Origin of the sequence: Thalassospira lucentensis (assembly GCF_011806425.1) — a bacterium.
Lineage (GTDB): Bacteria > Pseudomonadota > Alphaproteobacteria > Rhodospirillales > Thalassospiraceae > Thalassospira > Thalassospira lucentensis_B.
Map to the genome: position 1 here is coordinate 250,413 of NZ_JAATOV010000002.1, position 12,033 is coordinate 262,445.

Annotated in this window: 11 protein-coding genes; 8 read left to right on the top strand and 3 right to left on the bottom strand. The window is 54.0% G+C overall.

Going from position 1 to position 12,033, the window contains the following annotated elements; genetic code table 11:
* Window positions 1-138 precede the first annotated feature (138 nt).
* From queC to HCZ99_RS06770, 5 genes are all read left to right on the top strand, one after another.
* Window positions 139-882, top strand: a complete 744-nt coding sequence (queC, locus tag HCZ99_RS06750) for a 7-cyano-7-deazaguanine synthase QueC (protein ID WP_167446193.1) — start codon at window positions 139-141, stop codon at window positions 880-882.
* A 210-nt stretch (window positions 883-1,092) separates the two neighbouring features.
* Window positions 1,093-1,449, top strand: a complete 357-nt coding sequence (gene queD, locus HCZ99_RS06755; protein ID WP_167446194.1) for a 6-carboxytetrahydropterin synthase QueD — start codon at window positions 1,093-1,095, stop codon at window positions 1,447-1,449.
* Complete coding sequence (gene queE, locus HCZ99_RS06760; RefSeq protein ID WP_167446195.1) at window positions 1,446-2,252, top strand: 7-carboxy-7-deazaguanine synthase QueE; 807 nt, start codon at window positions 1,446-1,448, stop codon at window positions 2,250-2,252. The genes queD and queE overlap by 4 nt, the downstream gene beginning before the upstream one ends.
* 206 nt (window positions 2,253-2,458) lie before the next feature.
* Complete coding sequence (locus tag HCZ99_RS06765; protein WP_167446196.1) at window positions 2,459-2,623, top strand: hypothetical protein; 165 nt, start codon at window positions 2,459-2,461, stop codon at window positions 2,621-2,623.
* Window positions 2,624-2,854: 231 nt separating this feature from the next.
* Entirely contained in the window at window positions 2,855-3,160 is a 306-nt protein-coding gene (locus tag HCZ99_RS06770; protein WP_167446197.1) for a hypothetical protein, read from the top strand.
* Window positions 3,161-3,281: 121 nt separating this feature from the next.
* On the opposite strand, the gene HCZ99_RS06775 is transcribed toward HCZ99_RS06770, so the two are convergent.
* From HCZ99_RS06775 to HCZ99_RS20655, 3 genes are all read right to left on the bottom strand, one after another.
* Entirely contained in the window at window positions 3,282-4,343 is a 1,062-nt protein-coding gene (locus tag HCZ99_RS06775) for a DUF3137 domain-containing protein (protein WP_167446198.1), read from the bottom strand.
* Entirely contained in the window at window positions 4,340-4,912 is a 573-nt protein-coding gene (locus tag HCZ99_RS06780) for a LemA family protein (protein WP_167446199.1), read from the bottom strand. Before HCZ99_RS06780 ends, HCZ99_RS06775 begins: the two co-directional genes overlap by 4 nt.
* A gap of 174 nt (window positions 4,913-5,086) precedes the next feature.
* A complete protein-coding gene (locus tag HCZ99_RS20655; protein WP_254869500.1) occupies window positions 5,087-6,448 on the bottom strand; it encodes a helix-turn-helix domain-containing protein in 1,362 nt (453 codons plus the stop codon).
* 395 nt (window positions 6,449-6,843) lie between these two features.
* On the opposite strand from HCZ99_RS20655, the gene HCZ99_RS06790 reads away from it, so the two are divergent.
* The 3 genes from HCZ99_RS06790 to HCZ99_RS06800 all read left to right on the top strand — a co-directional run bounded on the left by HCZ99_RS06790 (window position 6,844) and on the right by HCZ99_RS06800 (window position 12,010).
* The gene (locus tag HCZ99_RS06790; RefSeq protein ID WP_167446200.1) at window positions 6,844-7,428 is read left to right on the top strand and encodes a PadR family transcriptional regulator; all 585 of its coding nucleotides are present in this window, start codon (window positions 6,844-6,846) and stop codon (window positions 7,426-7,428) included.
* Window positions 7,429-7,578: 150 nt separating this feature from the next.
* The gene (locus HCZ99_RS06795; protein WP_167446201.1) at window positions 7,579-8,790 is read left to right on the top strand and encodes an efflux RND transporter periplasmic adaptor subunit; all 1,212 of its coding nucleotides are present in this window, start codon (window positions 7,579-7,581) and stop codon (window positions 8,788-8,790) included.
* A gap of 25 nt (window positions 8,791-8,815) precedes the next feature.
* On the top strand, window positions 8,816-12,010 hold the full coding sequence (locus HCZ99_RS06800; RefSeq protein WP_167446202.1) for an efflux RND transporter permease subunit: 3,195 nt from the start codon (window positions 8,816-8,818) through the stop codon (window positions 12,008-12,010).
* Window positions 12,011-12,033 lie beyond the last annotated feature (23 nt).

Sequence of the window (12,033 nt, forward strand, 5' to 3'; positions counted from 1 at the left end):
CTTCCGCGTCCCGTCAGAACGCCAAAAACGACGTTTTGCCTTGCGTTTTAGAACGCATCATGGCAAACCGCGCAGCCTTGAAGCGATGTTCGCTTCCCTGTCGTAGCACCAGGTTAAAAACACGAAAGACATAAACACATGAAGACGATTGTCGTCTGCTCTGGCGGATTGGATTCCGTCACGCTGGCCTATAAGGTCGCGTCTGAGCATAGCCTGCATTCCCTGATTTCGTTCGATTATGGCCAACGCCATAAAAAGGAACTTGATTACGCCGCGCGTACGGCACGCGATCTTGGCGTAAAGCACCATATTGTCGATCTGACATCTGTTGGCGCACTTTTGGGCGGATCATCGCTGACCAGTGATGACATTGCCGTGCCCGATGGCCATTACGCCGAAGAAACCATGCGCATTACCGTGGTGCCAAACCGCAATGCGATCATGCTTGCGGTTGCCTTTGGCGCGGCTGCGGCGGCTGGTGCCGATGCGGTCGCCACCGCAGTACATGGTGGGGATCACTTTATTTATCCCGATTGCCGCCCGGATTTCATCAACGCGTTTAGCACGATGCAAAACCATGCCCTTGAGGGGGTCAAGGATGTGTCGCTTTATACGCCGTTTGTGAACGTGTCCAAGGCTGACATCGCCCTTGAAGCCGGGCGTCTTGGCGTGCCCGTCGATTTGACTTGGTCATGTTACAAGGGCCATGACACCCATTGTGGCCGGTGTGGCACCTGTGTTGAGCGCCGCGAAGCGCTTGAACTGGCCTGCGTCAAAGACCCGACGGTGTACGAAGATCGCGATTACTGGAAACAGGCCCATGCGGCGCATGTCGCCCAAAAGCTTGCCAGTCAAAACGCGCCGGATAATGCGACGGGATAACGCCGCTAAGTAATCCTCATACCATTTAATTGCCGTCCTTTGGCCCCGCCGATGCGGGGTTGATGATGGATGCAATGCGGGCGTCCTTTTGCCTTTTTGCCTTTTGCATCCCGCCGTTTGCCGCGCGCGATTTGCGCCGCTGGGGATGAGGCTGGGACAAGGCTTTGGCTTTGGCTGGGACCGCGCGCAGCAAACACCGAAAGATACCTGATGTTTACCATCACCAAACAATTCGCCTTTTCCGCCAGCCATCAATTGGCCGGGCTTGATGCCGATCACCCCTGTTCGCGCCTGCATGGCCATAACTATATCGTCGAGGTCGAACTTAAGGGCGACCGCCTTGATGCGCGCGGCTTTGTGCGTGATTACCGCGAGCTTGGCCCGCTTAAGCGCCTGATTGATGATGAATTTGATCATCGGCACTTAAATGATGTCCTGGCCCATGATCATCCGACCGCAGAAAACTTGGCGCTTTATTTCTATGAATGGGCCCATGACCGTTGGCCGGAAGTTTCCGCCGTTCGGGTATCGGAAACGCCAAAAACCTGGGCGGAATATCGCCCATGAATGTCCATGACCCACACCTTGCCAAGGATTTAACCGGGCGCGACAGCACCGGAAAAATCCGCATATCAGAAATTTTCGGCCCGACCGTGCAGGGCGAAGGTGCCCTTATTGGCATGCCGACCGTGTTTGTGCGCACGGGCGGCTGTGATTTTCGCTGTTCGTGGTGTGACACACTCTATGCGGTTGATCCGGCCTTTCGCGCCGATTGGAAACCCATAACTGCGAATGCGGTGCTGAATGCGGTCAAAAAACTGACCGGCGGCGCACCGATCCTGATCACGCTGTCGGGCGGCAATCCTGCGATCCAGCCGCTGGGGCCGCTGATCACGCAAGGTCAAAAAGAAGGGTTCAGCTTTGCCATCGAAACCCAAGGCAGCATCGCCAAGGATTGGTTTGCCGATCTGAATTACCTGACCATCAGCCCCAAGCCGCCAAGTTCATCAACCCGTTTTGATGCCGATGCGCTGGCCGCCTGCATTGATGCGGCCAATGCCGGCAACGGTAGTGGTAGTGGCAGTCTAAGCGGCCCGGCCATCACGTTGAAATTCCCGGTGCGCGATGAAGCCGACCTTCTGTTTGCGGATCACGTGCGTAAGCTTCATACCGGCATTCCGGTTTGCCTGCAGCCGGTCAACACAACCCCGGCCGAACCGCACCCGGACGGGCAAGACGGTGTTGATTTGGAGGGATTGACCGCGCGCTATCGCTGGTTGGTCGATGAAGTTGCCAAACGCCAATGGTTTGATGTGCGCGTTTTGCCGCAATGGCATGTGCATGTTTGGGGCAATCTGCGCGGGGTTTAACCCGACTTTGATGGCCCCTGCGCACCACGTATCGCTGCTAACTGCGTGAAACCAAAATATATTTTTAGGCAAATAGCTGATCCTTATCAGCCACATCGCGGGTTTTGCGGCGATACAGGCGATGCGTGTGGATTGCGAAAGGCGATAAACCTCTACATGTCCTATGAAGCGGCGCATTGTGCGCTGCTTTATGCAAAGGACATATCATGTCATTTCGCGATTTCTCTAAAACCCATCCTGACACAGACAAAGACAGCGCAACCGCAGCCACCGACGCCAAAAAAGGCGACAGTCCGGCATCTGCACCAAATAAAGCGGCAGAAAAAGCGCAGGGGCCTGCACCTGCTGGCGATAAAGCGGCCAACGCTTAACGCGGGCTAAGCTTCCCGCGCCGGGCTTCTGGTGGGTCGGGCTGTTTTGAGTGAAGCCAGATTAAAGCCAGACTGAAATTGGCGCGCACCAGCAGCACGTTGCCCCGCGCGAAAGAAACGCCCCGACGCAGGTTGGGGCTTTTCCCTTTTTTCCGGATTTTGCTGTTCTTAATCGTTTGGCGTTGCCCAGGCATCGCCCAGACACTGCCCAGACATTGATGGGGTTTGATCATGTCCATTTCGCGCACAACCCACACCACCGTAACCTTTGCCCATCCGTTTCGCCTGCCCGGTTATGAAACCGATTTTCCCGCGGGCACCTATGGGATCGATACGACCGAGGACCTGATAGAGGGGCTGTCATTCATGGCCTATCAGCGGGTTTCAACCGACCTTCATTACCGCACCGAAAAGGGTGTGCCGTTTGTCGAAAAGATCTTTAGCATCGCGCCAAGTGCGCTTGATGCCGTGCTGGCAAAAGACAAAGATAAAGACACAAAACAAAAAAGCGCCGCGCAAATAAGCGACGGCGCGTGAGCGCCTATTAAGCGCCAAGGTTTTGCCAAACCAAATGCCATCGACCCAACGGATTTGGCGGATGGCATTTGGGATATGGCATAAAGCATAAGGCATAAAGCGATACTGCGATGGACGCGCCTTATGCGTCGGCAAACCGCGCGGCGGCAACATTTCGGGCCGCCAAAGAGTCAAATTTAAGCTGCTCGATAATGCCGACGATCATGGCGAGTTCTTGCTCAAGCAGGGGCATTTTATCAAGGTCATAGGCAGAGACCTCGATATCGCCGACATTGAGCAAATCGCCAAAATACGACAGCATGAACAGCGCCTTGTCATCCCGGAATTCGCAGCGGATGCCCGACCCCTTGGCACGTGCCCGGAACAGGTCATCAAGACCGATGATCCGTTCCATCAAGGCCGGTGACAACAGATACCGGGCATAATGCGGGTCATCACCAAAGACCTCGTAGCGATCTTCGAATACCGGGTTTTCCAGCGGAATGCGCGACTTGGAAGACAGGCCCGATAAAAAGTTGCCCAACTTCCCGTGATCGGTATCGACCACGGTATGGCCGGTAAACAGGAACGGCATGGTGATAATCAGCGCCCCACCCTGATGCAGGGTGATGTTGCCTTTGTTATTGCTGCGGCGACGCAGGAGCTTAAGCTCGCAAAACTCAAACTTAACGCCGTCAACTTCGCCCTGGATGTGATCTTCGCTGCTTTTGCTGGAATAGGATGGGACAATGTCGAACCCCTTAACGGCGTCGACGTCTATGCATCCCTTACTTTGGTAATCATAATCGCCAAACGCCCCCACCAAGATCGGGATCAGTTTTTGCTTATAGTGGCGCTTGTACTGGATTTCCGGATAGAAAATCCATGCGGCCCACGCACCGAGCACAAACAGGGTGATAAAGGTCGGCTCCCCTTCGATCAGCATGGTGACGTCAAAGGCAAGCGTCGGCCCATACAGCAACCAGCCAATCAGGAAAAACCACTTTTTGCGCTGCTTTTTGCTGTCGAGCTTTTCCAGCCGGAACTGTTCAAGCGGTTCGAGCATCGGCATCAGGTCTTGTTCGATTTTTTCCCGTGCGACGTCGGACAAGGGCGCGCTTGCCTCAGGCTTGCGATACGCCGTGCCGTTGCCAAGCTGCTTGACCGCTTCCTTGGCCTGATAAAACGTATTTAGGAAACTCATGGTTTTAGATAATCGTCAGCGTTAACAGGTGCGCGGTCGGCTTCGGAGACTTCGAAGAACGGCAAGGGTTTTAGCCCCATCATCGCGGCAATCGCCGATCCCGGGAAGATTTGGATCGCATCCTTAAAGCGACGTGCCGCCGCATTGTAGCTGCGTCGTGCAGCCGAGATATGCTCTTCCACGTCGGCATAGGCGCGCTGTGCTTCGAGCATGTTGGAATGCGATTTCAGATCAGGATAGTTTTCAACAGCGACCATCAGACCAGAAAGCTTGCCTTCAAGGGCGGCTTCCATTTCAAAGCGTTTCTGCGTCGCATCGCGACCAGGTTGCTCAGCCGCCTTGAGGACTTCTGTGCGCAGCTCGGTAATTTCAGTGAGCAGCGTTTTTTCGTGCTCCATAAACCGGGCGGCGATTTTCAGGATATTGGGAATAAGGTCCGTACGCTTTTTAAGCTGAACGTCGATGCCTGAAAGGGCCTCCTCCGCCGCGTTGCGCCGGGTGACAATCGATGCATACCAAAAATAAAGCAGCACCAAGACCGCAACGACAGCCGAAATAATCCAAGTCATGAGGACGTTCCTTATTATACAGGGCAGCAGAGCGTATGGGGTAAACCAAACGAAATCAAACAATTAGAAATACACGTGCATCGTGCACGGTCCTGCACCACGCACGCCTAACGCGATTGAGTTTGGTATTTGAGGTTTTTGTTCAATTTGTGGCCGCACGGCGCAAAAATCGGATTAACTGCTTGTTTCCGAACGCATTTCCCCGGAACGGCGCGCGCGCAGCGCACTTGGGGTTTCACCGGTCATTTTCTTGAACGCCAGATTAAAGGTCGATTTGGAATTGAACCCGACGCTGAGCGCGATATCGAGAATGGTGCGATCGGGTTCAAGCAATAACACCGTGCGGGCTTCTTCGACCCGTGCCCGATTGACGAAATCAAAGAAGTTCTGCCCCATATGCTGATTAAGCACATAGGAAAGCTGGTTGGGCGACACACCGACCGCACGGGCCAGCTTTGGCATCGAGACCAACGGATCGCGCAAAATGTCGCCGCGGCGCTGCAAATCATCAAGTTTGGCCATCACACGTGCAACACCGTCATCATCAAGTAACGGACGCACGGCTGAGCTGTCATTAATGTCATTCGGACCATTCGGCGCCGTATTCGCCGCCAAAGGCGCCCCATCAAGATGATCTTGGGTATCGCGCGGTACGCGGGCAGCACCGGCAACGGACGCATGCATGTCGCGATCTGAAGCATTCTGCAGGGATGAGAGAACGGTTAACGTTGTCGCCTTTGCCTCAACCGGGGTGCCGTGAGAGGCAAAAGAATCAAGGGCGATGAATTCATCGGCCTCAAAATTGGAGGGCCAGTCGGGCATGACGAACAGAACCGGGCGGGTCGCGGTTTCATAGCTCATGGCGAACAGGACCAAGGTAAAGGCGATTTCAGTGCCAAACATTTCGGTGCTGCTGGCGACGTAAATTTCGACAATCCGCCCAACCGCAACAATCACGAAAACAAGCGTCAGGCCACCAAGAATGATCCCCAGCCAGCGCTGCATGCTTTTTCGATCCGCGCCAAGCTGTTCTTGGGTTTGCCGAAAATACCGGCAGGACACATGCCAAAGCAGCACGAAATAAACCGTAATCTGAACGAAAATACCGCCCCAGCACAGGGCATCCACCGCACCACGCAAGGAAAGACCATCCGATAATCCATCACCTGTCCGCCCCCCAAACGCCGTTGCCCACGCCATCAGGTTAAGAACAATCAATGGCAGAATAAAATGCGCCCACGGGCGGCGGACCGGATTGCCCGATATTTCGCGGAAATAAAGATAAATGGCCGGTGCGATCACGAAATTGATCGGCCCAAAAAACAGATCAAGCAACGCTTCGCTGTCGCCCGACACAAAAGTATCTGCGACGTCTTCGATCAGGTTAAAGGCGATTGTGACGATAAACAGCATCATCCAGCGGTTCGCGCCAAAGGCCCGGTCCCCTTCTGAACGCAGCAGCAGACATAAAAACACCGCCTGCGCCAATCCAATGACTGCAAAAGCGACACTGACATACTGCGTCCAACCTGCCATCCGGGCGTGCTCCTGATTTTGGTATTTGCATCTGGGCGGGCAGTTTGCCCAACAATACAACTATATCGTTTCAATAGACACAGTCGGACGTAAAAGGCGTCCGGTTGTGCACAAACGGACGCAGGCCCCGACAGGATCCGTCAGGTTCACTTTCCATTGATGCCCCGGACTTTGCGGCGTTTTGACCCGACGATTTTAAGGAAGCCCGCCGCGTGAAGCCATCACAGATCGCCTGAGTGGAAATGTATGGCACAAGTTTCACCAACAATCTATTGACTATATCAATTCGATATATGACAATCCGATATATGACGAACTGATATAGTTTTCTGGCATTGCTGCAAGATCACACATCGTCAGTTCAGATAAGAATGAATAAGGACACGGACCAAAAAATGGATGTACGCACACTGTGCCTGGGCGCCTTGATGGGCGGGGACGCGACCGGATATGAAATCCGCAAGATGTTTGAAGATGGCACATTTAGTCATTTTCAGATCGCGTCGCTTGGCTCGATCTATCCGGCGTTGACCAAACTGACACAAGACGGGCTTGTGACATTTGTCGAGCAGGAACAGGAAAATCGCCCGGATAAGAAAATCTATTGCCTGACATCCGAAGGCCGTCGAAAATTCATCCGTACCCTTTTGCAAGTTCGCCCAGCAGAGGACCGATATCGTTCTGATATTCTGTTCACGCTGACTTTTGCCGAAGAATTACCGGTCGAGATGACCGAAGCGCTGATTGACGAGTTTGCCGCCCGTCATGAAGCAATGACCCAAATGATTGATCCGCATAACCCAGACAAACCCCACAGTGCCGCAAACCCGGGCCGCGATGAAGATGGCAACTTAAAACCGGGATGCCAATTCGTTGCCGGATTGGGGCAAGCCATGTGCGAGGCCAGCTTGAAATTCATCCGTGAAAACAAGCAAGGCCTGATTGATGATTTGAAGACGTTCAAGGCCAACAAGCCCTGAACCCCATTGGATCACACCGACCAACATGTAACGACGCGAAGATTTAACGACGTTGTAACCGGGTCCCGATCCAGCAAAGACGTGCCGATGCTTTACTTCGAAAATGTCAAAGACGGATTCCGCTACTGGAATAGTTGAGGGAATAAAAACATGAACGCGTCACGGCTTATTGCCATTTTTCTGGTCCTTGGGACCGTCATATGGATTGGGTCTGCCTATCTGACAGGCGGGGCAACCGATGAAATGGCCGCATCGCAAGCGGATGGTAACGGCACGGAAAAAGGTGCTGACGGGAGCGAACCCCATGCGGGTGTGCGCACCATTACCAGTACCGCAACAGATCATGTTGATTACCTGCGGGTTTCGGGACGGACAGAAGCGGTTGTTTCCGTTGAGATCCGTGCGCAAACCGAGGCCCGCGTTGTCGAACTTGGCGTTTCCAAAGGACAATCGGTCAAGGAAGGCGATCTGATCGTCAAACTGGCGGTCGATGACCGCATGGCGCAGGTGCAAAAGGCGCGTGCGCTTGTCGCGCAGCGCGAACTTGAAAGTAAGGCGGCCAAAAGCCTGGCTGAGAAAAACTATCGATCCAAAACCGGTGTTGCCGAAACACAGGCACAGCTTCAAGAAGCGCGTGCCGCCCTTAAAATCGCGCAAACCGAACTTGGCCATACCGAAATCCACGCCGCTTTTGACGGCGTTATTGAAGACCTTCCCGCTGATATCGGGGATTTAATGTCCATCGGCAATCCGGTGGCGACCCTGATTAAAACCGATCCAATGTTGGTGGTTGCCCATGTGCCAGAACATTCAATCCGCGCCATCGATGTCGGCCAACTTGCCCATGTCAGGCTGTATGACGGGTCGGAATATGACGGTATCGTGCGCTATACCGCACAGGTGGCCGATAGCAGCACGCGCACCTATAAGGTCGAAGTTGAAATTGATAATTCAGACCTGAGCATTCCTGATGGCATGACGGCCGAAATGGAAATCCCGATTGGCACCAAACGCGCCCATCATGTTTTGCCATCGGTCTTGACCCTTAACGACGAGGGCAAACTTGGCGTGCGGGTGATCAAGGATGACAACAAAGTTGACTTCCTGCCTGTCGATCTTCAGGGCGGCAACCGGGCACGCGTTTGGATTGGCGGCCTGCCCCAGCAGATTGAACTGATTGTTGTGGGTCATGACTGGGTCAAGGAAGGGGCAACGGTTGATGTTGTTCATCTAGAGACCGATGAAAATGGCCTGCCGATCCAGCCAAAGGCAGAAGAAGCTGATGTTGATGGCAAGAGCGATCAAGACAGCCCCACCGATGATCAAAGTGCGACCACCCTGTCGGAAAAAGTCGCGCGCTGATGCGTGGGCATGAGGAGCAATAACAATGTCCTTGATTGATCACGCACTGCACCGGTCACGCACGGTTATTCTGGTTCTGATCCTGTTGCTGGCGGCGGGTTGGGTTGGCTATAACGCCATCCCCAAAGAAGCCGACCCGGATGTGCAAATCCCGGTTCTGTATGTCACCATGCATCATGATGGTGTGTCGCCCGAAGATGCCGAACGTTTGTTGCTGCGTCCGATGGAACAGGAACTGCGCAGCATCGAAGGTGTGAAGGAAATGAGTTCCCAGTCCTATCAGGATGGGGCATCCGTCACGCTTGAATTCTTTTCCGATGTAAATATCGACGACGCCCTTGCCGATGTGCGCGAGCGGGTCGATATCGCCAAATCCGAATTACCAGCCGACACAGACGACCCCGAAGTCCACGAGGTGAACCTGTCGCTGTTTCCGGTTTTGGTGGTGACATTATCAGGCGATGTGCCGGAACGGGCGTTGTTGCGCATGGCGCGTGATTTAAAAGACGCCATCGAAGGGCTTCCGGCGGTTCTTGAAGCCAACCTGGCGGGCGACCGCGAAGAACTGGTTGAATTCATCCTTGATCCGATGGAGGTCGAGGCATACCGGTTAAACGGGGTTGATATCGTATCACTCGTGCGCAGTTCCAACACACTGGTTGCCGCTGGGGCGGTTGATACCGGTACGGGGCGGTTTAACATCAAGGTTCCCGGCCTGTTTGAATCGGTCGATGATATTCTTGATATGCCGCTTTTGGTGGATGGGGATTCGGTTATTCGGTTCCGCGACATTGGTGAAGTGCGCCGGACGTTCAAAGATGCCGAGAGCTTTGCCCGCCTGAACGGTCAACCGGCCATCGCGATTGAAGTTTCCAAGCGCGTTGGCGAAAACATCATCGAAGTGATCGACGCGATCAAGGCCACCACAGCCGAGGTACAGCAAGCATTTCCGCCCAACCTGACAGTCAGTTATTCGCAAGACAAATCGTCTGACATCCGCACCATGCTTAATGACCTGCAAAACAGCGTGATCCTTGCGATCCTGCTTGTGATGGTTGTGGTGATTTGGTCGCTTGGATGGCGGTCGGGTTTGTTGGTGGGGTTGGCGATCCCCGGTTCGTTTTTAACCGGTATCTTGGTCCTTTGGGGCCTTGGCATGACGGTCAATATCGTGGTGCTGTTTAGCTTGATCCTGTCGGTCGGCATGTTGGTCGACGGCGCGATTGTTGTGACCGAATATGCCGATCGCAAAATGATCGATGGCATGCATCGCAAACAGGCCTATCCGCTTGCGGCCAAGCGCATGGCGCTTCCGATTATTGCGTCGACCGCGACCACCTTGGCGGCCTTTTTGCCCTTGGCATTCTGGCCCGATATTGTCGGCGAATTTATGAAATTCTTGCCGATTACGGTTCTGTTTACCCTGACCGCGTCGCTTGTCATGGCGTTGATCTTTGTGCCCACGGTGGGTGCATGGTTTGGCAAGCCCGGTGCGATCACCAATGAAAGCCTTGAGGCCATTGGCGCTGATAACGCCGATGGACTTGATAAAGTCACCGGTGGGACCGGGTTTTATATCCGTATCCTTAAAGGGTCGCTTCGCTATTACTGGGCGGTGGTTCCAGCGGCATTCGTGATCCTTTTGGCGGTTTGGGTTTCGTTTGGTTTCTTTGGCAAGGGGGTTGAGTTTTTCCCAGCCGTTGAGCCGGAAGTCGCCGTGGTTCAGGTGCGTGCGCGCGGCAACTTGTCCTATTACGAGCAAGATGCGCTTTTGCAAGAAGTCGAAGACCGCATTTTGGCCCTTGATACCCATCACGAAGGCCAGAACTGGTTTGATACGGTCTATGCCCGGTCGGGCAATGGTGCGGGTGGGAATGAAGCCCCCGAAGACGTCATTGGTGTGGTTCAACTTGAATATGCCGATTGGCAATCACGCCCCAAAGCCACGGAAATCGAAAAGCGTATTTTGGCCGATACCGCGGATTTGGCCGGTATTCAGGTTGAAGTGCGCGCCCAAGAAGCCGGTCCGCCGCAAGGCAAGGATATTCAGATCCAATTGCGGTCGCTCTATCCCGAACTTCTCGATGAAACGGCCAGCAAACTGGTGGCAGGTTTGCAGGAAATGGGCGGGCTTTATAACTTTGAAGACGGTAAATCCCCGCCCGGCATTGATTGGGAGTTTGCGGTTGATCGTGCACAGGCCCTTAAATTTGGGGCCAATGTCGATCAGATCGGCAATGTCGTGAAACTGGTGACCAACGGGATCAACTTTTCGACCTATCGCCCCGATGATTCAACCGAGGAAATCGACATTGTCGGGCGGTTCCCGGCCGAGTACCGGTCGCTTGATGAGCTGAGCAACCTTAACATCGTGACCGATAAGGGGCTTGTGCCGCTGTCGAACTTTGTCAAACGCACGCCAAAACCCAAAACCGGGACACTGACCCGTGTGGATAGTCGTCGTGCATTGACGGTTAAGGCCGACGTTCAGGACGGTGTTTTGGTCGATACCAAACTGGGCGAGGTCAAAGCATGGATGAGCAGCCTTGATATCGACCCGCGCGTATCAGTCCAGTTCAAAGGCCAGGACGAAGAACAGAAAAAGTCAGCAGACTTCCTGAAAAGCGCCTTTACGGTTGCGCTGTTCATTATGTTCATCATTTTGGTCACGCAGTTTAACAGTATTTCAAGTTCGCTGTTGATCATGATCGCAATCGTCATGTCGACAGCGGGGGTTTTCCTTGGCCTGATGCTGACCGGACAGGCGTTTTCGGTTGTGATGAACGGGATTGGGGTGGTGGCACTGGCCGGGATTGTTGTGAACAACAACATCGTTCTGATCGATACGTTTGACCGGCTTAAACACACCGCCGGCAGTATCGAGGCCGCGATCCTTCAAACCGGGGCGCAACGTCTGCGTCCGGTGATGTTGACCACCGTGACCACCATTCTGGGTCTGGTGCCGATGGTGTTGCAGATCAATATTGATTTCGCCGCGCGCGACGTCAGCATTGGCGCGCCATCGACCCAATGGTGGGTGCAACTTTCAACCTCTATCGCGTTTGGTTTGGCCTTTGCCACGGTCTTGACCCTGATCTTTACCCCATGTGCGCTGATGATGCGTCACAAGCTGGGCGATCTGATGCGGTGGTTGCGGCCATGGATTGCAAAAAAGGTGTCTGAGATGCGCGGTAAAACTGAGGCGCCCAAACAACCTTAACGACATCGCCGCGCGTTGACTGT

Excerpts from the sequence above, each read along its gene's own strand:
- HCZ99_RS06765 (WP_167446196.1), top strand. The coding sequence starts at position 2,459 with ATGTCATTTCGCGATTTCTCTAAAACCCATCCTGACACAGACAAAGAC.
- queC (WP_167446193.1), top strand. The coding sequence starts at position 139 with ATGAAGACGATTGTCGTCTGCTCTGGCGGATTGGATTCCGTCACGCTG.
- queD (WP_167446194.1), top strand. The coding sequence starts at position 1,093 with ATGTTTACCATCACCAAACAATTCGCCTTTTCCGCCAGCCATCAATTG.
- HCZ99_RS06790 (WP_167446200.1), top strand. The coding sequence starts at position 6,844 with ATGGATGTACGCACACTGTGCCTGGGCGCCTTGATGGGCGGGGACGCG.
- HCZ99_RS06795 (WP_167446201.1), top strand. The coding sequence starts at position 7,579 with ATGAACGCGTCACGGCTTATTGCCATTTTTCTGGTCCTTGGGACCGTC.
- HCZ99_RS06770 (WP_167446197.1), top strand. The coding sequence starts at position 2,855 with ATGTCCATTTCGCGCACAACCCACACCACCGTAACCTTTGCCCATCCG.
- HCZ99_RS06780 (WP_167446199.1), bottom strand. The coding sequence starts at position 4,912 with ATGACTTGGATTATTTCGGCTGTCGTTGCGGTCTTGGTGCTGCTTTAT.
- HCZ99_RS20655 (WP_254869500.1), bottom strand. The coding sequence starts at position 6,448 with ATGGCAGGTTGGACGCAGTATGTCAGTGTCGCTTTTGCAGTCATTGGA.
- HCZ99_RS06775 (WP_167446198.1), bottom strand. The coding sequence starts at position 4,343 with ATGAGTTTCCTAAATACGTTTTATCAGGCCAAGGAAGCGGTCAAGCAG.
- queE (WP_167446195.1), top strand. The coding sequence starts at position 1,446 with ATGAATGTCCATGACCCACACCTTGCCAAGGATTTAACCGGGCGCGAC.
- HCZ99_RS06800 (WP_167446202.1), top strand. The coding sequence starts at position 8,816 with ATGTCCTTGATTGATCACGCACTGCACCGGTCACGCACGGTTATTCTG.